Here is a 21678-nt window from a genome sequence, read left to right as displayed (position 1 = left end):
AAAGAACTGTGTTATTTTGCAGTTCTTTTTTTCTTTTTATTTGTACCTTCTAGCTGTTTAAATAGATGAACAACAGGTAAGAAATACGATGGATAGTGGGTTGTGGAAGTTGACAGAAAATTCGGTAAATTCTGTTATTTTTAGAAATCATTTTTCAAATAGAGAAAACGCTTTAAAGATAGTAGAGGCTGTTATCTTAATGTGATATAATGAACAATGGTAATATAATTATTTTAGGGGGCAATATTATATGAAAAAGATTACTTTAACAACAGCAATTTTATTGGCATTATTAGCGGCTACTGGTTGTTCCGCGGATGACAAAAAAGAAACTGCAAGCTCAAGTTCTTCAACAGCACAAAGCAGTTCCGCTACAACAGAAAGCAGTAGCACTGCAGCAGCGGATGTAACTATCGCAGACGGTAGTACAAAAGATTCAGCACCAGCTGAAGGCACAGTGTATATGAGACAATTACTTACAGCACCACATGGGACAAAATCCTTTGCTGTAACGAACGTGACAATGAACGGTGATAAAATTTTAGCTGTTCAATTAGATGAATTCCAATATGTTTCTCCAGATGATTTTACTGGCGTACCGAACTCTGATGGTGCATTTGGCGAAAACTATCCAACAGATACAGTATTGTCTAGCAAACGTGAAAATGATAAAGCTTATTCAGAAATGATGGCAGATAAAGGTGGCGCGTCTCAAGGCTGGGCGGAAAGCATGGATGCTATTACTGCATTTGCTGTAGGCAAAACAGTATCAGAATTGGAAGATACTGTGAAAGAATTAGATGCTTTGGGTGAAGATGACAGTCCAGCAGATGTTGTGACAGGAGCAACCTTCTCTGATACATCAGGCTACTTGCAAGCAATCATTGATGCAGCAACCAAAGGAGCAATTTCTACAGGAATCAAGACTTCTACAGAAGACTTGAAAGAAGCACAAGTATTGGGTGCACCTCATGGAGATAAATCATTCTCTGTGACAACTGTAGCTTTAGATGGTGATAAATTGGCGGCTGTTTCATTGGATGAATTCCAATACGTTGATCCAGCATCATTTGGCGGTGTGCCAAATTCTGATGCTGACTTTGGGGCAGATGTTCAAGAAGGCTTAGTATTGTCTTCAAAAGAAGCGAACAATGACGCATACTCTAAACTGATGGCAGATAAAGGTGGCGCGTCTCAAGATTGGGCAGACAGCATGGATGCAATCGCTGAATTTGCTCTAGGAAAAACTGTTTCTGAGCTAGAAGCTTCAGTAAAAGAACTGGATGCTTTAGGTGAAGATGATAGCCCGGCAGATGTCGTGACAGGAGCAACCTTCTCTGACACATCAGGCTACCTGCAAGCAGTTATTGATGCAATGAAAGCAGTGAAATAAGAGGCTGTAAGAAAAGCGTCTAACTAATGCTTTAAACTGTAGTCAAATCGTGTGTTTTCCTAATTATGAATAAATGAGGAGGTTGTGACAGAAGCTGCTTCTGGAACACCGTCTAACTAGTTTTAAAGGACTGAGGCATTAATGTCACAGTCCTTTTTTTGTCAGGAGATAATTGAAAGGGGAGTGCTTTCCTACTTTTTTAGCTATCTTGCTCACGTGTTTTTTTAAGAAAACGGAGAAGCAGTGTATACTGAATGTAAGTCTAAAAAAGATGAGAGGAGACGAAAAAAATGCTAGATAAAACGATCCCTTATTATGAGGTATGGATGGCACGTCCGGTTTCTGAATCAGTACAATCAGTGAGCTTGCCGGACGGCTTTCATTTTGCTTTTTATCAGGAAGGCGACGAAGCAGAGTGGGCGCAGATTGAAACTGCTGTGTTGGAGTTTTCAGAGGAACAGGAGGCATTGGCCTATTTTGACAAAGCCTTCGCTCCGTTTCCTGAACAGCTGACTCAGCGGATGCTGTTTGTGGAAAATGATAGAGGCGAGAAGGTAGCGACCTGTACAGCTTGGTGGAAGGCTGTGAATGGTCAGTCTGTTCCGTTGTTGCATTGGTTGGCAGTCAAACCGGAGTACCAAGGAAATGGTCTTGCTGCAGCGCTCGTGGCAAATGTAACGGCACGCTTTTCTGAGCTTGAGCCTGAAAAAACGGTTTATTTGCATACTCAAACTTGGAGCCACGTAGCCATTAAGCTCTATCAAAGGTTCGGTTATGTATTGATTCCAGATAATATTGATGGCAGTAAAAATGAGGATTACTCGAAAGCGTTGACGGTCATTGAGGAGCAGAATCAGCAAAAATAGGGAAGAGATACAGATGGTTTCTACGTTTTGGAAAACAACACAAGAATAAGGTGAAATGCGTAATGAGATTTTTTCCGTTGTCTAAGTGTGCTATCATTGAATAGAGAAAATAGAAAAGGAGTGAATGATCCATCGATAAGAAGAAATCAAGGCTGGATAAACGAAAAAATTTGATTTTTATCATCGTATTTTGTCTACTGGCAGTTTCGGTTGTTTATGCGATAATTATGTTTCAAAGTGCATCATCTGGCAGTTCCAATAAGGAATATGAATTGGTAAAAAGTGACTATGTGTTGATGATTTTGCAATGTGTTGTAGGGATGATCGTTATATTTATCCCTTATCGAGTTGAGAAAATGTATGGAATCGATATTCCTGATTTGATGGAGATCATCTACTTTATTTTTCTGTTTTGCGCGATTTATCTAGGTGAGGTACAGAATTTCTATTATAAGATCCCATTTTGGGACATGATCCTTCATGGTTTCAGTGCAGGGATGCTTAGTGCATTAGGCTTTTTGATTGTTGATTTTATCAGTAGGAGCAAGCGAAATACCGTTCGCCTCAGTCCTTTTTTTGTCAGCCTGTTTGCTTTCTGTTTTGCGACGACCTGTGGGGTGCTATGGGAGGTCTATGAGTATTTAGCCGATCATATTTTAAAGACCAATATGCAGAAATTTATGACAGTAGAGGGTGAGATTCTTGCAGGGCATGAAGCCTTAAGTGATACGATGCAGGACATCATGGTCAATCTGGCAGGGACATTAATTGTTGTCGCTATTGGGTATCTTCATCAGAAAAGACAAGAGAAAATCCAAAGTCGCTTATTGGGCGAAAACTAGTGCTGTTTTTAATGTGTTTGACTGTAAACATAAGTATCAAAGTGCCTCGGTGTGGAGGCCGACTAATCGCTTTTCATAAAAAATAAAAATACCAGCTAGAGCATTGTGCTTTAACTGGTATTTTTGTCATGTAACTAGGATCAATATAGGTTCTACAATATATTGTGTTGGTGGAAATTCCTAAAGGAAAACTCACCAGCATTTTTTTGAGTGTTCAAACACAAAAAAGGAACAACAAACTGATAAAATGAAATCGTCTAAAACCACAAATCATCAGAAAGGTTGTTCCTCTATGGATAAGAATACCAGATTATTGCTTGGACTAACAGATAAACATCTCTCCTTTGGAGAGAATTGGCTTGAATACAGTCATTCAAAAGGTGTTAAGGCTCAGGTCATCAAAGCAACACTTACGTATATACCTACACATTGTAGAAACTGTGGCATTAAAAATCAAGGACAGATCATCAAAAACGGTTACCATCGGACATATACTCAATTACCTGTTTTTAATGGTCGCTTGACATTATTGGAGCTGAAACGTTCACGCTTTCGTTGTCATGAGTGTCACGCTACTTTTCACGCTCAAACAGAGTTAGTTGAAGAGCATCATCATTTATCGAAGCAGCTCTGTCTCCAAATCATGCTTGATTTAAAGAAAAATGTTTCTAGGAAAGAGATTGCCCAAAAACATTTCGTTTCAGACGTGACGGTTCTTCGCTTAATGGAAGAGCTAGCTACTTCTTATTCTCCAAACTGGCGATTTCTTCCAAAAATTTTATGTATTGATGAATTCAAATCAATGAAATCTTGTGAAGGAGCCATGAGTTTTATTTGTGTTAATGGAGAAACCAACAAGATTCTTGAAGTCCTTGAAGACCGACGGTTAACACACTTAACCCGACACTTTATGCGTTACACAAAAGAAGCTCGAGAAAACGTAAAGTACCTGGTCATGGACATGAATGCGAGCTATGATCAATTACTCAAGTCTGTGTTTCCAAATGCCCAACTCGTCACTGACCGATTCCACATTGTCCAACAGATGAATCGAGCGTTAAATCAACTGCGGATAAAGACAATGAATGCCTTTCGGCATTCCTCACCGCTAGAACAGAAGCAATATCGTCGACTCAAACGGTATTGGAAGTTACTCTTAAAAGATTCCTCTGAACTTGATAGTCAACATCGTCCCTATCATTCACTGTTCAAACGTCCATTAACTCAAACAGATATTGTCGATGAATTACTCAGCTATGATTCAACCTTGCGCATTGCTTACGATACTGTTCAATTTCTCAAATATGCCTTTACTCATCGAGACGCCAAGCGTTTCTTTGAAGAACTTGATACACTAGATCCCCGACTGCCTTTCTGGTTCAAAAAGAAATTGAGATTCTTCAAGAAGCACAGACAAGGAATTACCAATGCGTTCAGTTTTTCTTTTTCTAATGGCATTACAGAAGGGTTGAACAACAAGATTAAGGTAATCAAACGAGTGGCTTATGGCTACCGCAATTTCTATCATTTTCGTTCACGTATTTACATTGTTCAAGGTCTTGTTTTTTCTCAAGATTAAAAGGAGGCTCACAACCAATATCTCTGCAGCTATAAAGGTAAATCGGGAATTAGTAGCTGTTATCCAAGTACATGTACAGCTACTTTGACTCGATTTAGGAATGGAATTGGCGCTTTTTGCCAAGTCGCTTCCGGCCAGCTGCCCAGATAATTGGCAGAAGTCCTCCTATTTCTAAAAAAGAACTTGAAACAAAACCAGAATGTCTCTGATTTTTATTCCAAGTTCTACGATTTTATTCAGTTTTTTGTCCTACCAACACAAATTGACATAGAACCTCAATATAACGGGAAGCAGTAACTGTCACTCAGTTCTTTGATTTACTACTAGTTATATTTCGGACAGAGTTCCCTTCAACCAACTCACAATCAAGAACAATTTTTTGAATGGTTTCATCATTTCGCAGAACCAAGTCCACAGCCTGTTGTCCCATATTGAACTGTTGCTGCTTCACATGGGTAAAGTAAAGCTCATGGAAGTACTTGGTCTCAGGACTATCAAAGCAGATGATCGATAGGTCGTCAGGAACAGAAAGCCCTTTTTCTTTTAGAACACGGTAGAGCAGATTGGCAATCGAGTATTCTGTGGTTACGATGGCCGTCAATTCCGGATGCTCTTCCAAAAAGGCGGCGATCCTCTCGATATCTTTTTCAGCGCTGTGATCAGAATTGAGTAGGGTGGAATCAATATTGCTCAAAATATAGGATTCATTGGTTTTCTTTTCCCTAGTCAAAAAGGAATAGACATAGCCTTCGATTCGATCAGAGACACTTTTTACGTAATCTGATGAACTGATCAGTGCAATGTTCTCGTGTCCATTTTCAAAAAGATGGTTCATTGCGAGAAGCATGCCTTGCTTATTACCACTTTCAATACTGGAAGCCGGGATATAATCAACCGGGCGATCAAGCACAACGAGTGGGAAATTTTTGCTGACCAGATTCAATACGATCGATGAGATAAATTTTGTCGAACAAGGCAGCAAAATGATTCCGGAAACTTTTAAATCTAATAGCTCCATAATACATCTTTCCTCAAGCTCTACATTTCCATGAGAAATTTTGAGAACGATTTCCACATCTTTATCGGATGAAAGGACCCCTTTTAGTATCTCAGTTCCAAAAACGTCACCGAAATCAGTAATAACAAAACCGATTCGTCTAACTTCTTGGGTGGATTCTTGATGATGTAGAATAACAGAGCCCAGCTTAGGTTTTCTGGAAATCAACTGTTCATTTTTTAATAAATTCAGAGCCTTGCTGACGGTCATGACACTCGTACCATATGTCTCAGCTAGTTCTTTGTCCGTTGGGAGCTTCTCTCCCACCTCGTAATCACCAGTAGTTATTTTTTGTTTTATTTCCGAATATATTTTTTTATAGATGGCTGTCATAAAAGTCTCCCCTCCCTTTTAATAACTTACATTAATCCTCTTTAATGATAATAAAAAAAGGTATTATAGTCAAATTATATATATAATTAAGAGTATTAATGAAATTAATGCGTATAGTAATTATGTACAATAGTATTTATGCTCAGTGTGATACAAGGAATTCATGAAACTATTTATCAAAATAGATAAATAAATACAAAAATGGCTGATTTCATGGGAAACTATTTCTTTGGTATCATAGAATTTTAATGCTCTCCTCTTTAATTATGTATATTAAATATGTTATATTTAATATATTGTTGACACGGGTTTAATGTGTATATTATAATGTGGGCGAAAGGAGGTTTTTTTATGGAAATGACGAGTTCGAGTATGAAGGCAAACAAAAAGAAGAGGAAGAGAAAATCGCGAAGCAGTAATATGGCTTATTTGTTCATTTTAGTGCCGGTCATTCTATTATTATTTTTTAATATCATTCCGATTTTTATGGCCATCTATTACAGCTTTACTGATTATAGTGTGGTTGCTGCTCCGAAATGGCTAGGGCTTGAAAACTATTCAAAGATCTTAGATGATAAGTATTTTGGTATCGCACTTAAAAATACGCTGGTTTATACCGCACTATATGTTCCTTTAGGATTGCTTACCTCATTGGGGGCAGCCATGCTTTTAAACACAAAAAAGAAAGCGGTATCAATGTTTCGGACGTTCTTCTATATCCCGGCATTATGTTCCAGTGTAGCTACAGGGACGATCTGGTATTGGCTGTTGAATCCGCAAATGGGACTCTTCAATAAGATTTTAGGGATGTTTGGTGTTGCCGGTCCGGCTTGGTTATATGATTCTCAGTGGGCGATGCTGGCCATTGTTATCATGAGTGTTTGGATGGGCATGGGAGCTAACATGATGATTTTTCTTGCCGGTCTGCAAGGGATTAATCCAGCATTATATGAGGCAGCGGATATTGAAGGGGCAAACGCGTTCCAAAAATTCTGGTCTATCACAAGACCTCAATTATCTAAGGTGACCTTTTTGGTCGTAACACAGTTATTGATTGGCGCTTTTCAAGTGTTCGACCAAGCCTATATGCTGACACAAGGTGGACCGGGGAATGCTACGATAACGATTGTTTATTATATCTACAACGAAGGCTTTGGGTCTTTAAAAATGGGGTACGCATCGGCCATGTCGATGGTATTGTTTGTGGTGATTTTTGTCTTTGCAATGATTAACACGAAAGTCACGAATAATGAGAACGGATAAGAGGTGACAGGAAAATTGACAATAAAAAGAAAAAGTCTTCAAAATTGCTTGTGGTATGTGACAGTCATTTTAGTCAGTATAACAACTGTACTACCGTTTGTATGGACGATTTCGACATCATTAAAAACCGGAAGTGAGATATTGTCTGGAGGAATGAACTTTATTCCTGAAACATTCACACTGGACAACTATGCAGAGGTTTTTAACAAGATGCCGTTTATGACTTATTTAAAAAATTCATTGATCGTATCATTAGGTGGTGTAGTCACGAACCTTTTCTTCGGTTCCTTAGCTGGCTATGCGTTTGCCAAGCTGGAGTTTCGTGGAAAGAAAATCATCTATATCATTTTTCTGATGACCATGATGATTCCGAGTATTGTGACAATGATTCCGAACTTTATGGTCTTGCGCGGTTTTCCACTTGCGGGAGGAAATGACATCACCGGACAAGGAGGCCTTGGTTTGATCAATTCCTACTGGTCGATTTTACTACCAGGTGCCGCGGGTGCATTGGCTATCTTTTTCATGCGCCAGTTTTATGAGCAATTACCGGACTCTTTATACGAGGCAGCCAGGATAGATGGTGCATCAGAATTTCAAATTTTTATGAAGGTTTATTTCCCATTGACGTTTGCACCGATGGCGACATTGGGGATTATGACCTTTCAAGCAAGATGGAATCAGTTTATGTGGCCGTTGATCGTTATGAATTCTGAAAAAATGAAAACGGTTCAAGTAGGGCTTGCCGCATTTAAATATGATTTTACGACGGATTTTGGTCCGTTGATGGCTGGGACGATCGTGTCTATGATCCCAAGTATTTTACTATTTATGTTTGCTCAAAAATATTATGTTCAGGGGATTGCTGAATCTGGTATTAAATAATGAATGATAGGAGAGAATGGAATGAAAAAGAAAGTATGGTTGACGCTCGCTGCGATAAGTGCATGCACATTGTTTGCAGGATGTGGGTCAGGAAAAGAAGATGCTGCAGAACCGAAAAGTGATGAAAAGAAAGAGTTGATCATGTGGGGTTCCTTAAGTGGAACCTATGAAGAACAAATCGATACCTTGGTTGACTGGTATAACGAATCTCAGGAAGAGTATGAGCTGAAATATGTCGTTCAGGAAAATGTGGAAGAAAAGCTGATGACAGGAACACTTGGTGGAGAGCTTCCCGATGTGATTCTTTGGGATCGGTTTAGAACTTCTACCTATGCCCAGAAAAATGTTTTGTTGCCGCTGAATGAGTACATCGAAAAGGATGATATCGCCTTGGATGATTTTGTGGATGCAGCAACGGAAGAAATGAGTTTTGATGACAATCAATATGGGCTTCCTGTGCTGGTTGATAATCGTTGCCTCTATTACAATAAGGCCTTGCTTAAAGAAGCGGGAGTGGAGCCGCCGACAACTTGGGCAGAAATGCTGAAGGTTGCGAAAGCAACAACAAAATGGGACGGCAATACATTGACTCAGGCTGGTTTTTCTTTAGATGATGTAGGGCTATTCAATATGTGGATTCAGCAGGCTGGTGGCTGGATGGTCGATGAGAAGAAGGATGTCACTGCTTTCAATGACGAACACGGAAAAGCGGTTCTTGATTTCTGGGATGATATCTTGAATGATTCAAAGGTTTATCAGCTGGGCTTCAATGGTTCGACGGATCAATTTGCAGCAGGTAAAGTGGCAATGATGTATAACACGACAACGATGATGAAAAACTATGACGATGTGGACGGACTGGATTATGGTGTAGTTGAGCCACTGCGAGGAGACAATGGTGATACAGGTGCAACAATGGGTGGCTATGGTCTGGTAATTCCTGAAAAAAGCGGCGACAAGGAAGCGGCTTGGAACTTCATCAAATGGTGGACCGGAGATGCAAAAATTCAAAAGGATTTCACTGAGGTTTCTGACTATCTGCCGGGAAGAAAAGATGCACTCCAAGAATTACAGGAAGTAGAGCGGTATGCACCATTTGCGAAAGCTATGGATTATGCACGCACACGTCCATCATTATTAGGTTATTCAAATGTAGAAAAATTATGCTGCCGTCCGCAATTTGAAAATTTTGTTGCTGGGAAAATTTCAGCAGATGAAGCACTGAAAGCAGCGGAAGAAGAAGGAAATAAAGTTCTCGAAGAAAATTAGTGTACAAAAAGATCAAAGGGAACAGAAAAAAACGCTTTATTTGGAGGTCGCTATGAGTAAAAAGCCAAATATATTATTTATTGTAACGGATCAGCAACGGAAGGATACACTATCAGCTTATGGAGAATCGCTGTGCCAAACTCCTTCTTTAGATGAACTGGCTGAGCAGTCTCTTGTTTTTGAAAATGCGTATACAACCTGTCCGATTTGTACACCGGCACGTGGTTCAATGCAGACGGGGCTGTATCCAATGCATCATGGAATGCTGACGAATTCTTATAATTATGGAAATATGGTACAGGAGTTGCCGGATAGCCCGGAGCTTTTGAGTCGACGCTTGGAAACAGCCGGCTATCAAATTGGCTATACTGGAAAATGGCATCTTGGAACAGGAGCAGAGAATGTTCGAAAAGATGAGTATATTCAACGCTATATGGGAACAATTCAATTCGCGGAGCTGGATACCCATGAAAAAGCAGGTCCGACAACCGTAGGATATCAGGGAGATGATTTCCCAGGGCATGGTTTGGGTGGTTATATTTATCCGGAATATCGTCAATATTTGAAGGACAACGAGCTGGAAGTCAAAATTGAGAATATCGTTTCCGGTAATTATATGGGCCATGAAGCTGGGGAAATCACTAGCGGCTTGTCTTCAACAATTGAGCATTATTTAGTTGAACGCAGTAAGCATTGGTTGGATCAGTTTAAAGAAAAGGATGATCCGTGGTTCTTTCAACTGAATTTCTGGGGGCCCCATGAACCTTATTATGCCCCGACAGAGTTTCTGGATCTGTATCGGGACGTCACGATCGAACCTTGGCAGAACTATCAGGGAGACAGTGACAATAAACCAAAAATCCATGATGTCAAGCGGGCAAATGACACATCGTGGAAAGAGTTTGAGCCTTATCTCAAACATTACTATGCCAACATGACAAATATTGATTATCAAATTGGCCGGTTGATCGATTATTTGAAAGAGAATCAATTGTATGAAGATACCTTGATTGTCTTCATTTCGGATCATGGAGAATCGTTAGGTATTCACGATGGACTCTGTGATAAAGCAATTTTCATGTATGAAGAAATCGTCAGTATTCCTATGCTTATCAAATCACCACAGCAGGAAGAGCAAAAACGCACTCCAGCACTGGTCAATCTTTGTGATTTATATAGTACGATTCTTGAAGCTGCCGGTTGGGAACGAAGTAAGGTACAGAGAGATGGCTACTCTCTGATGCCTATCTTAGCAGAGGAGCAACAGACTGTTAGAGAATCTATTGTTGTGGAGTGCTCGGGGATCGGTAGTCTTATGTTTTCACAACGGATGCTTCGTAAGGAGAGCTGGAAGTATGTTTTCAACTCTGGCGATATCGATGAGCTATATGATTTAGCAGGGGACCCGGGAGAGCTGATAAATTTGATTGATGAACAACCTGAAAAGGTTGAGGAATTACAAGGCGAGCTGGAAAAATGGATGGAGGAAAATCAAGACAATCTGATTTTTGAATTCCGTCAATTGAGAAGAAGGTAATTTAGATAGGAAGTTGGTCGCGGTAGGAAGGATTCAATGCTAAAGAGTAAGAAAATCCTAGCTGCCGCAACACTTTCTATATAGCAAAAACTGTTTTAGGAGAGTAATAAATGGCATATAAAGAGATTCCGTTGTCAGTTAAGCAATTCATGGCGGCAATTACGGAAAAATGTGAAACTACCCATGAAGATTGGGCCAAAAATTTTAATGCAGCCTTTGCCAACACTTTGTTGACAACTGTAAATAAGCAATCGGATGGAACGACGTTTGTTCTTACGGGTGATATTCCGGCGATGTGGCTAAGAGATTCCACAGCGCAGGTTAGACCGTATTTGGTGATTGCTAAAGAAGATCCGGAGCTGGCAGCAATGATCGCCGGATTGGTAAAAAGACAGTTTTTCTATATCACGATCGATCCATATGCAAATGCTTTTAATGAAGGACCAAATGGCGCCGGACATCAGGAAGACCACACAGACATGAAGGATTGGATATGGGAAAGAAAATACGAAATAGATTCGTTATGTTACCCAATTCAGCTTGCCTATCTTTTATATAAGAATACAGGCTGTGTTGAGCAATTCGATGAACAGTTTGTGCAAGGAGTTAAAAAAATCCTTGAGGTCTTTGCTTTAGAGCAGGATCATCAGCATTCGACTTATACCTTTGAACGGGATATCGTTGGAGGAAGCAGGCCGGAGGATACATTGATTCGCTCAGGGCGAGGGGCAGAGGTTACACCTTGTGGCATGACTTGGTCTGGTTTCAGGCCGAGTGATGATGCGTGTATTTATGGGTATCTTGTTCCTTCGAATATGTTTGCAGTCGTAGTTCTGGGCTATCTGGAGGAAATATTTACACAGATATTGTCTGATCCGAACATAGTAGCAGCTGCTAAAAAACTAAAAGAAGCTATTCAAGAAGGGATCGAAACGTATGGCATCACATTAAATCAAAGCGGCGAGAAAGTATTTGCGTATGAAGCAGATGGAGCCGGACGAGCAGTCGTAATGGATGACAGCAATGTTCCAAACTTGATGTCCGCACCTTATTTAGGGTATATTTCATCAGACGATCCAATCTATCAAGAAACCAGACGAACCATTTTGAGTAAGGAAAATCCTTATTATTATGAGGGCACATATGCTAAGGGGATAGGTTCTTCTCATACACCACCTAATTATATCTGGCCAATTGCTCTTTCTATGGAAGGCTTGACATCGGATAACAAGCGTGAGAAGGAACGAATTTTGAACCTGTTGACAGCGACGGATGCCGGAACAAATTTGATGCACGAATCCTTTGATGTAGATGCACCGGAAAGCTATACGCGGGAATGGTTCTCTTGGGCCAATATGATGTTTTGCGAATTGCTGATGGATTACTTCGACATTCGGGTAGAAAAATAGGTGAAAAAGGAGTAAAAAAATGTATTATGGAGGAATAGAGGCCGGTGGGACAAAATTTGTCTGTGCAGTGTCAGATGGGGCATTATCAATTATCGACCAGATCAGTATCCCTACTACAACGCCCATCGAAACATTGCGACAGGTGACCCAGTTTTTTGATCAATACCCCTTGATTTCCTTGGGTGTCGGCTCGTTTGGCCCTATTGGGATCGATCCTGAAAAAGCCGAGTATGGGCATATTCTGACGACACCCAAAAAAGGATGGACAAATACTGATTTACTGGGTATGTTAAAAGAACAATATGCGCTCCCGATAGGCTGGACAACAGATGTAAACGCGGCAGCTTTAGGAGAACTTAAGCTAGGTGCTGCTAAGGAGCAAAACAGCTGTGTTTATTTAACGGTCGGAACAGGTATTGGTGGTGGGTTTGTTACGAATGGGCAACCGTTTTCAGGTTTTTCACACCCGGAAATGGGGCATATCCATGTGAAACGTCATAAAGAAGATACTTATGCTGGCGGCTGTCCGTACCATCAGGATTGTCTGGAAGGGTTGGCAGCAGGACCATCTTTGAAAGGACGGACAGGGATCGAAGGAACGGCTATCTCTGCTGATCATGAGATTTGGGCGATTCAAGCCTATTATATTGCACAGGCGCTCATGACCTATACCTTGACATTTTCGCCAGAGGTCATTGTGTTGGGTGGTGGCGTCATGAACCAACCGCACTTGCTTCATCAAATTAGAGCGTCTTTTGTTGAGCAAATGAACAGCTATGTGTTGACTCCGCCTATAGAAGACTATATTGTCGAATGGGGATTGCCGAACCAGAGTGGGATTTATGGAAGCCTGTTACTGGCCAAAAATGCGGCAAAAAATACTTCTGAATAGAAAATAGCAGCTAGTTGTAACTATATCAATGGAGTATCTAAATAAATGTCGCCGACTGCTTGCGGAATGCGGGAGCAACGGCGACTAAATTTGTGAAAGGGGAAGGTGTGATGAAGCATCTGTCTGTTTTAATCAAACCTGCATCTGCGCTTTGTAATATTCGTTGTTCGTATTGCTTTTATGCAGACGTCAGTTCTATGCGAGAGGTTCGTTCATTTGGTCGAATGCTTCCGGAAACTGCAGAGCAAATGCTTGCTTCTATTTATAAAGAGCTTGAAGACGGCGATCAGCTGACCTTGGCTTTTCAAGGTGGCGAGCCAACGATAGCAGGTCTTGCTTATTTTGAGCACATTATTTCTCTTACAGAAATACAAGAAAAGAGCGTCGCTGTTCATTACACGATCCAGACAAATGGTATGTTGATCGATGAAAAATGGTGCGCTTTTTTTAAGAATCATGATTTTTTGGTAGGTTTATCGATCGATGGTCATCCGTTGTATCATGACATGAATCGGCTGGACTCCAAAGGACGAGGAACCTTTCGACGGGTGTTGGAGACCAAGCGACTGTTTGATACATATGAAATAGACTACAATGTTCTTTGTGTACTGACAAATCCATTGGCAAAAGAAGCCAAAAAAGTCTTTCAATTTATTAAAGATGAAAACATTCAATACATACAGTTTATTCCTTGCTTAGCAAGTCTGGATGAGACGGAAAAAGATAGTTATGCGTTGACACCAAAACGGTTTGCCAACTTTTATCAGCAGCTGCTCAAGCTTTGGCTACGGGAGTTGAAAGAAGGAAATTATATCAGTATAAAGCTATTTGACGACTTGATTAATTTACTAGTCAAGCGAACGGTCAGCGCTTGTGGAATGCTAGGCAATTGTCAGATTCAGTATGTCATCGAAGCGGATGGTTCAGTCTATCCCTGTGATTTTTATGTTTTGGATGAGTATCGCTTGGGTTATATTCAAGAACAGACCTTGCGGGAGCTGTTTGAACAGAAACGATCGCGAGAATTTTTGTGCTCTAAAGAAAAGTTATCTTCTTATTGCGAAAGTTGCCCATTTTTTAAGGCTTGTCGTGGTGGTTGTAAACGAATGAAAGAGGTCGTCTATGTAGATAGAGAAGAGACGTTTTGTGGGTATCAAGCCGTCCTGAAAAGCTTTGTTCCAAAGATCGAGACGATCCTACAATTATTGGAGGGTGATCATTAGTGACGGGTATACTCTATTTTTTTGTAATCATTATTGCCAATACTATTGGTGCAGTTTCCGGAATGGGTGGTGGGGTAATTATCAAACCTGTTTTGGATTTTATCCATGCTGATACAGTTGTTAGCATCTCCTTTTACTCCAGCGTTGCGGTGTTTACCATGTCGTTTGTCTCTACCTGGCGGCAGCTAAAAAATGGTGTTCAACTGGATTGGCGGATGCTAAGCTGGATTTCTTTGGGGGCGGTAATGGGCGGCATTGGTGGGAATCTGACATTCGACTACTTTTTGCAGCTGTTTCAGGAAGAACGCGGCGTCCAGCTCGTTCAGATAGGGGTGACGATCATCACCTTATTGTTTGCCTTTTTCTATACGAAATATAATTGGAAAAATTATCAGCTAAAGCATGTTGGTTGGCAACTGATGTGCGGCCTGTTGCTGGGCTTTTTAGCCAGTTTACTGGGGATTGGCGGTGGACCGATAAATGTCTCTTTGTTGATGTTGCTGTTTGGCTTACCAATCAAAGAGGCAACTGTTTATTCGATTGGAACGATCTTTTTTTCTCAGCTATCTAAATTGCTGACAATTGCAGTAACAGCAGGCTTTGCTCAGTATGATTTGACGATGCTGTTGTTTGTCGTTCCAGCAGCGATAATTGGTGGATCGTTAGGTGCGAAAGTCAGTCATTTACTGCCTTCTGAAAAAGTGAAGCAGGTCTTTCAAGGCGTGGTTCTCTTTGTCTTGTTTATCAATCTATACAATGGCTGGCAGTTGCTTTAGACAATGAAGGACAGCATATGTAAATTGAAATGGAAGGAGCAATGTTGCACAAATCAACCGATTCCGCGAAAGGCTTCTTTAAAATTTATGAAAAAATCAACGATTGTTTGACCAACCGAATAGAAAAGACTGAGAGAAAGCATGAACAAGAGCGTGACGACAAACAGCTTTTCTCGCTTTTCTTTATGGGCAGCTATCGCGATCAATAATAAGAAAAACATACATAGAATATATAAAAGTTTAAAAGGAGAAAAAGCGAGTAAAAAACTAGAATTCATCATGAAGATCCCCCTTTTTATTGTTAGGTATAGTATACACTTGAATGAGGAATGGAACAATAGTAGGGACTAGTCGGGTGTTTAGTTTGAAGAAAGCAAAAAATCTCTTTCCGATGATTTACATTTCGGAAAGAGATTTTTTTAGACCACTTCTGTTCGCAAAGCGTCAATGATATTGACCTTTCGAAGCTTGTGAACAGAGTAGAGCATCGTGATGAAAACAATTAGAAAGACACTGCAAATGCTGATCAGAATGCTTGTAACTGGTAGTTGGAATGGCTGATCAATGGCGAGATCCATACTTGTATAAATCAAATAGGTGATGCCAAAAGCGACCGGTAAGCCATACAGGAGAGACTTGAAGCCGTAATACAAACATTCAAAGCGCATCATTTTATTGATACTCTTTTCAGTCATACCAACAGATTCCAACATCGCCAGTTCTCTTTTGCGTAGTTGAATACTTGTTGAAATCGTGTTGAAGACATTGGCAATGGTGATCAGAGTCATCAGGATGATGAAGCCATAGGAGAAAACATTGACGATAAAGAGCATATTTCTATCGGATTCTTGATAAGAAGCTACATCTGTTAAGCCACGATCTACCGGCAAATTCTGCTGCTGTAAAATAGCGGAAAGCTTTTCAACTAATGCTTTGGAATCATCTGTTTTAAATGCAAAAGTGAAATAGTCATCGTTCTCAGGTTTTGGGATGAGAGACGCTTGGCTTTCAGGGATTAGTACGGTCAAGCCATGTGAGTAGGAGCTTGACAGCAGTTGCGGTCCTTGGTCGACATAAGTAGAGATTGTCAGCTTTTTTCCTGTAGACTCACTTCCATCTGCTGTGTAACGCAAGAGATCAAGTGTCATTGGTTCCTTTGATTCAAACATATCAAAGTGGATGATCCGTCGAGAAGTTGAATCAAATTGATTAATTGTTTGAATTGCCAGAATAGCTGGATCATCTGATTTTAGATAATCAGCTTCTGCTAAGTTTTGTTCTTTTAAATAAGCTTTAAAGGTTTCTTCATCAATTATTTGTACAGAAAGAGGGGCTGTTTTTAGTTGTTTTTTATAGTCAGGATCTTCTGTTTTCAAATAGTCTGAGTATTCTTTTCGCAGGGCTATCTTGGATAAATCTACTGAAAAATAAGCCATCCTCTGTACGGCAGTTTCTTCTGCTTCAGGAATATCAGTGACCAGTGTGAATAATTCGTCGGCCTGCTCCTTATTCATTCCTCCATAACTGGTGTAAGTGACATCGGCGCTTGAAATATCCATACTTTGATTCACACCACTAGTTAAATACATACTAAAGGAAGCTGTTGAGATGAATAGGACAATACTAACAAACAATGAAATGATCGTACTTCTATAGGCTTTTTTATTTCGCTTAAAGTTCTTTAAGGCAATCGTGGCTTCAAATCCAAATAATTTTTGAATTAGTTGCGGCGTCCGTACTTTTTTGCCAGTCAGCTTTATCTGATCCGCTTGTCTGATCGAAGAAATAATTGATTTTTTCAGGGCTTTTCGAGCTGGCAGATAAGCAGAGATATAAATCGTTACGATACTGATCACGATAGAGAGGGCGATAGTTTGCCATGAAAAGCTTAGGTCTAGTGTACTGGCTTGACCGAAGGCATCGAATCGACCTTCTAAGAGCTTGAACGTAATCAGCAAACCTAGAATTCCTGAAAGTAAGCCGATCGGAATGCCAATCAAACCAATGACTGTTCCTTCAAACAGCACGGAAGTTCGTAGCTGTTTCTTTGTTGCCCCAACAGAGGAAAGTACACCAAACTGTTTAAGGCGTTCATTGATTGAAATTGCAAAAGAGTTATTGATCAATAGAACAGAGCCTGTACCGATCAGAAGAATCAAGATTGCCCCTAGATAGAAGGACATTTGTCGAAAAGAATCGTTTCCTGTAATACCTAGAGATTGTAAAAGAGAACGGTTGTGTTGGTAGTTTAAGTCAGCGTATCTCTTGGAAAAATCATAGATATTTTTCGGTTTTTTGAGCGCTGCATATTGAGTAACTGCAGACGCTGTGTCAGTGAGTCCGGTGACAGCGAAATAACACGGCTCAGAATAAATTTTGTCAATACCCCATTCAATAAAACCGACCACTCGATAGGTTTGTTCCTCTGATGTCTGATAGACTTGAGGATCAATGGCTTCGTGGGTGTCACTATCCGCAATAATCGGTTCCTGTCCGAACTTCAAGGTAATGGTATCACCGATTTTATAGGGTGTTTCAAGCGTAGTTTGGTAATTGATTGGTAACAGGATCTCCTGTTCGTTTTTTGGTAGCGTTCCTTGAGAAAGAGTGTAAGGTAACTCATCAAATGCTTCTTGACTGTAGCCTTCGATACTCAAAAAAGAATCCTCAGAGCTTTTAGTATTCAATAACGGTGAATAGCCAAACTTTTTTGTCGTAAAGGTCTGTGCTACGTCTTCATCCTGCTTGATTGTATCGGCTGTTTTTTTTGAAAGATCAAGGAATCGAATCTGCCAGTTTCCTGTCGAAGCAATCGTATTTTTCACCATATGATTTTGCAGGGAAACAATACTGGTTGTGACGGCAGTGACCATTGCCACGGATAAAATGACACCAATGATCGTGACTAAAGTTCGGGCTTTATTCTTTTTCAAATTTGCCAGTGTGATTTTATTCAGGATGTTCATGGTCGGATCACCTCATCCTGTGTGATGCGGCCATCTTCAATTTTTATGATGCGGTCAGCCTGTAACGCAATATTCTCATCATGGGTAATGACAATCATCGTTTGATTGTATTCCTGATTGGATCGCCGCAACAGCTGTAGGATTTCCTGTCCATTTTTACTATCAAGATTTCCTGTAGGTTCATCGGCTAAAACAAGTGCCGGAGCATTCATTAAGGCACGACCAATCGATACCCGTTGCTGTTGACCACCGGAAAGCTCATTTGGCAGATGGTTTTTACGGTCTTTTAGATTCAGAACCCCTATTAGCTCTTTCAAGCGCTTTTTATTTACTTTTCGTCCATCCAGTAAAACAGGTAAGGTGATGTTCTCAACGACAGTCAAGACGGGTAGTAAATTATAAAATTGGTAAATCAATCCCACTTCACGACGCCGAAAAATCGCTAGCTGCTCTGCATTTTGCTCATAGACATCAGTTTTGTTGATGTATACTTTTCCGGAGGAAGGTTCATCGACACCGCCGAGCAAATGAAGTAAGGTGGATTTTCCAGAGCCTGAGGGGCCAATAATAGCGACAAACTGCCCTTTCTCAACTGTAAACGAAATATTATCCAGAGCGGTTACCTGATTGTCTCCTTTTCCATAAACCTTTGTTAGATTTTTAACTTCCAATATTTTCATATATGTCACAACACTTTCTCTTAAGAGTGTCTGAAAGGTTCGGCTAGCGCTGAATTTTCAACCAACTCCTAGTACTTGTCTCTATTCTACTGAATGAGAATGACTGTCCCGTGACTGGAAAATGACAATTTCGTCATTTAAGCATATCTCTATAAAATCGAATCGTGAATTCTGCCCCGCCGGAGAGTTTATTTTTTGCAGTGAGGTTTCCACCTTGCTGTGTAATAATCATCCGTGCTAAGGATAGACCGACGCCAAAGCTGTTTTTATGATGGTTTTTCCCTTGGTAAAAGCGTTCAAATATGTGAGGTAGATCTTCCTCATCAATCCCTGTTCCCGTATCTGAAATGGTGAGCTCGGTATAAAGAGCGTTTTGTTCATAGGCAAGGATTAGATGACTGCCGCTCTCTGAATGCTCAATGCAATTTTTTATAATGTTTCCAACAGCTTCTTGCGTCCATGTCGAGTCTGTCAATAACTGGATCGTCTCATCTCCAACGAGCTGAACCGATATATCCTTCAGCTCCATCGGAATCAAAAATGGCTGAAGCGCGTCGGACAATAGTTTTTTCAAAGGGATGATTTGCGGCTGATATTGAACCGTTTGTCCTTCTAATTTTGCAATTTTTAAAAGAATCGTGATCAGCTGGTCGATTCGCTTTAGCATACTTAGAAGTTCCCGTGCCAGAGACATTCGCCGCTGCTCATCTAGCTCAGGATCACTTAGAAAATCACCGATCATTGTCAGTGTTGTCAGAGGTGTTCTTAACTGATGGGCAATATCTGTCAGGGAAGAAGAAAGGTGTGCTTTTTCTTTTTGAAGCGAACGACTTTGTTCCTGCAATCGTATCGTCATTTTTTGAATCTGACTGGATAAGATGGCTAATTCACCCTCCTCTGCTTGAAGCACAGGCAACTGTGCGCCGTGAAGAAGCTCATCGATTTGATTTGTCAGCTCTTCGATTCGGCGGTACCTGTTTTTGTTATAGCAGAAGATTCCTCCAAAAAAGCTCAGACAAATAAGAAGTGTGATTATTCCTGCTGTGCGGTTGATTAGAAAATTACTGAATACGGCCGCCGCTGCGAGAATACTCAGAATGAAAAAGAATATTCGCTCTTCTTTATTTCGTAGATATTTCACATTAAACCTCCAGTTTATAGCCTAAGCCGCGAATGGTTTTTATTTTCGTCGGTTTTTGCGGATCATCCTCAATTTTTTCCCGTAATCGTTTGATATAGACGGTCATGGTATTATCGTTGACAAAATCACCGGCGATGTCCCAAATGTGCTGTTGTAGTTGATCTCTGGAAAGGATTTGTCCATTATTGTTCACAAATATCAATAATAACCTATATTCTAAAGCCGATAGGAAAATTTCCTGTCCCCCTTTATGGACGGTCCCTCGCATGGTGTCAATGACCAGATTATCTATAAGGTATTCGGATTGATCCTTTTCATTCCGTCTCAGTGCTGTTTTGATACGGGAAATCAACTCCATTGGTCGAAAGGGTTTGATGATGTAGTCTTCTCCACCCAGCTCTAAGCCAGTCACCACACTGGCCTCGTCATCCATGGCAGTCAGAAATAGAAAAGGGAATGGTTTATCCAGATTCTTAATGCTTGTGCCAACAGCATAGCCATTACCATCGGGTAAACCGATATCAATCAATGCCAAATCAAAGGATTGTTCATGTAATAAATCAAGTGCTGTTTTTTGTGTGTGAACAGCCAAAACGCTGTATCCATGTTTTTGTAGTAATCTATCTAAATTTTTAGCAATATCTCTATCGTCTTCAATAACGAGTATTCTTTTCATATTTATCCCTCCAAGGATGAAAGCATCTTTGTCTGTGTCTAAGATGGCTATGAGCGTTAACTCTCTCAGATACGTTACGTCATAAGTCTATCATATCTTTGATTCGTGAAGAGAAATAATTTTAGGAAGAATTGGAATGACATCGTGCGGTTTTCTAATCAAAAGCTATTCTCCCTACCTATAGAAACATGAGAAAAGTCTTTTAATTTTGGGTTCCTCTATTTAGTGCCAGAGTCTGCAAATAATAATTGTATAATTTCAGTAGTTAAACCTCGTTTAAGCAAATACACAAACGAATAAAAATGGTTGACAGGTAAAAAAAAATGTCGTATTCTACTTATAGTTAGCACGACAACTATTAATTTTATTAAGGAGGGATCATCTTGAAACCGCACGGTACATTGGGGTTTGAAATCCGTGAATTGTCTATTCTGATTGGGCGCTATATAGAAAAGCAAGGACCCGATTCTGAATTGAAGAAGATGAGAGGTCCTCAAGCGTGGGCACTAGGCTTTTTAAGCGAAAATCTGGACAGGGAAATTTATCAGAAGGATTTGGAAAAAGAGTTATCTATTCGCAAGCCGACAGCGAGTCGTCTGGTAAAACGAATGGAAAGAAATGGGTTCATTACAATTGTTCCTTCAGCGAAGGACAAGCGTTTTAAACGGCTCATCGTTACAGAATTAGCAATGGAGAATATGAAAAAAGTGGAGCAGTTTGTGACCAATCTGGAGGAACGTCTAACGCAGAATATTTCTGAGGAAGAACTTCAGTCATTTATCCACACGATTGAAAAGCTAAAAAAGAATATTCAAAGTTAAGCCGATCTGACAGCTTTTATCGTCAGATTTTTCTTTCGATATATAGTTAGCAGGGTAACCATTAACAACA

19 protein-coding genes are annotated in these 21678 nt (G+C 40.2%); 13 read left to right on the top strand and 6 right to left on the bottom strand.

Features of this window, described 5'->3' with window-relative positions; translation table 11 throughout:
- Window positions 1-250: 250 nt before the first annotated feature.
- From A5888_RS06025 to A5888_RS06010, 4 genes are all read left to right on the top strand, one after another.
- Window positions 251-1393 (top strand): peptidoglycan-binding protein, encoded by a 1143-nt coding sequence (locus A5888_RS06025; RefSeq protein WP_086348282.1) that lies wholly within the window; start codon window positions 251-253, stop codon window positions 1391-1393.
- Between the two features lie 290 nt (window positions 1394-1683).
- Entirely contained in the window at window positions 1684-2259 is a 576-nt protein-coding gene (locus A5888_RS06020; RefSeq protein WP_086348281.1) for a GNAT family N-acetyltransferase, read from the top strand.
- A 170-nt stretch (window positions 2260-2429) separates the two neighbouring features.
- Window positions 2430-3101, top strand: coding sequence for a hypothetical protein (locus A5888_RS06015; protein ID WP_212647175.1), 672 nt, complete (start codon window positions 2430-2432; stop codon window positions 3099-3101).
- Window positions 3102-3393: 292 nt separating this feature from the next.
- Complete coding sequence (locus tag A5888_RS06010) at window positions 3394-4680, top strand: ISL3 family transposase (RefSeq protein WP_086347253.1); 1287 nt, start codon at window positions 3394-3396, stop codon at window positions 4678-4680.
- Between the two features lie 304 nt (window positions 4681-4984).
- Here the strand turns inward: A5888_RS06010 and A5888_RS06005 are convergent, their stop codons facing one another.
- Window positions 4985-6070 (bottom strand): LacI family DNA-binding transcriptional regulator, encoded by a 1086-nt coding sequence (locus tag A5888_RS06005; RefSeq protein WP_086348279.1) that lies wholly within the window; start codon window positions 6068-6070, stop codon window positions 4985-4987.
- A gap of 372 nt (window positions 6071-6442) precedes the next feature.
- Here A5888_RS06005 and A5888_RS06000 point away from each other — a divergent pair, with 372 nt between their 5' ends.
- The 8 genes from A5888_RS06000 to A5888_RS05965 all read left to right on the top strand — a co-directional run bounded on the left by A5888_RS06000 (window position 6443) and on the right by A5888_RS05965 (window position 15324).
- A complete protein-coding gene (locus tag A5888_RS06000) occupies window positions 6443-7333 on the top strand; it encodes a sugar ABC transporter permease (protein ID WP_339102077.1) in 891 nt (296 codons plus the stop codon).
- Window positions 7334-7348: 15 nt separating this feature from the next.
- Entirely contained in the window at window positions 7349-8218 is an 870-nt protein-coding gene (locus A5888_RS05995; RefSeq protein WP_086348277.1) for a carbohydrate ABC transporter permease, read from the top strand.
- Window positions 8219-8239: 21 nt separating this feature from the next.
- Window positions 8240-9487, top strand: coding sequence for an ABC transporter substrate-binding protein (locus A5888_RS05990; RefSeq protein ID WP_086348276.1), 1248 nt, complete (start codon window positions 8240-8242; stop codon window positions 9485-9487).
- A 52-nt stretch (window positions 9488-9539) separates the two neighbouring features.
- Window positions 9540-11024 (top strand): sulfatase-like hydrolase/transferase, encoded by a 1485-nt coding sequence (locus tag A5888_RS05985; RefSeq protein ID WP_086348275.1) that lies wholly within the window; start codon window positions 9540-9542, stop codon window positions 11022-11024.
- A 110-nt stretch (window positions 11025-11134) separates the two neighbouring features.
- Window positions 11135-12433 (top strand): glycoside hydrolase family 125 protein, encoded by a 1299-nt coding sequence (locus tag A5888_RS05980; protein ID WP_086348274.1) that lies wholly within the window; start codon window positions 11135-11137, stop codon window positions 12431-12433.
- Window positions 12434-12452: 19 nt separating this feature from the next.
- Window positions 12453-13325, top strand: a complete 873-nt coding sequence (locus tag A5888_RS05975; protein ID WP_086348273.1) for an ROK family protein — start codon at window positions 12453-12455, stop codon at window positions 13323-13325.
- 110 nt (window positions 13326-13435) lie between these two features.
- Window positions 13436-14548 (top strand): radical SAM/SPASM domain-containing protein, encoded by a 1113-nt coding sequence (locus A5888_RS05970; RefSeq protein ID WP_086348272.1) that lies wholly within the window; start codon window positions 13436-13438, stop codon window positions 14546-14548.
- Window positions 14548-15324, top strand: a complete 777-nt coding sequence (locus A5888_RS05965; protein WP_086348271.1) for a sulfite exporter TauE/SafE family protein — start codon at window positions 14548-14550, stop codon at window positions 15322-15324. The genes A5888_RS05970 and A5888_RS05965 overlap by 1 nt, the downstream gene beginning before the upstream one ends.
- Before the next feature lie 53 nt (window positions 15325-15377).
- Here the strand turns inward: A5888_RS05965 and A5888_RS05960 are convergent, their stop codons facing one another.
- From A5888_RS05960 to A5888_RS05940, 5 genes are all read right to left on the bottom strand, one after another.
- Complete coding sequence (locus A5888_RS05960; protein ID WP_086348270.1) at window positions 15378-15605, bottom strand: hypothetical protein; 228 nt, start codon at window positions 15603-15605, stop codon at window positions 15378-15380.
- A 138-nt stretch (window positions 15606-15743) separates the two neighbouring features.
- Window positions 15744-18290, bottom strand: coding sequence for an ABC transporter permease (locus tag A5888_RS05955; protein ID WP_086348269.1), 2547 nt, complete (start codon window positions 18288-18290; stop codon window positions 15744-15746).
- The gene (locus A5888_RS05950) at window positions 18287-18970 is read right to left on the bottom strand and encodes an ABC transporter ATP-binding protein (RefSeq protein ID WP_086348372.1); all 684 of its coding nucleotides are present in this window, start codon (window positions 18968-18970) and stop codon (window positions 18287-18289) included. Before A5888_RS05950 ends, A5888_RS05955 begins: the two co-directional genes overlap by 4 nt.
- Window positions 18971-19103: 133 nt before the next feature.
- Window positions 19104-20111, bottom strand: coding sequence for a sensor histidine kinase (locus A5888_RS05945; RefSeq protein ID WP_086348268.1), 1008 nt, complete (start codon window positions 20109-20111; stop codon window positions 19104-19106).
- 1 nt (window position 20112) lies between these two features.
- A complete protein-coding gene (locus tag A5888_RS05940; RefSeq protein WP_086348267.1) occupies window positions 20113-20787 on the bottom strand; it encodes a response regulator transcription factor in 675 nt (224 codons plus the stop codon).
- Between the two features lie 383 nt (window positions 20788-21170).
- On the opposite strand from A5888_RS05940, the gene A5888_RS05935 reads away from it, so the two are divergent.
- Window positions 21171-21608, top strand: coding sequence for a MarR family winged helix-turn-helix transcriptional regulator (locus tag A5888_RS05935; RefSeq protein ID WP_249274424.1), 438 nt, complete (start codon window positions 21171-21173; stop codon window positions 21606-21608).
- The last annotated feature ends 70 nt before the right edge of the window (window positions 21609-21678 follow it).

Origin of the sequence: Enterococcus sp. 9E7_DIV0242, assembly GCF_002140975.2 — a bacterium.
In the GTDB taxonomy this organism is placed as follows: Bacteria; Bacillota; Bacilli; order Lactobacillales; family Enterococcaceae; genus Enterococcus_L; species Enterococcus_L clewellii.
Note: the sequence above shows the minus strand (reverse complement) of the source record. Positions and strands in the feature narration are given on the sequence as shown.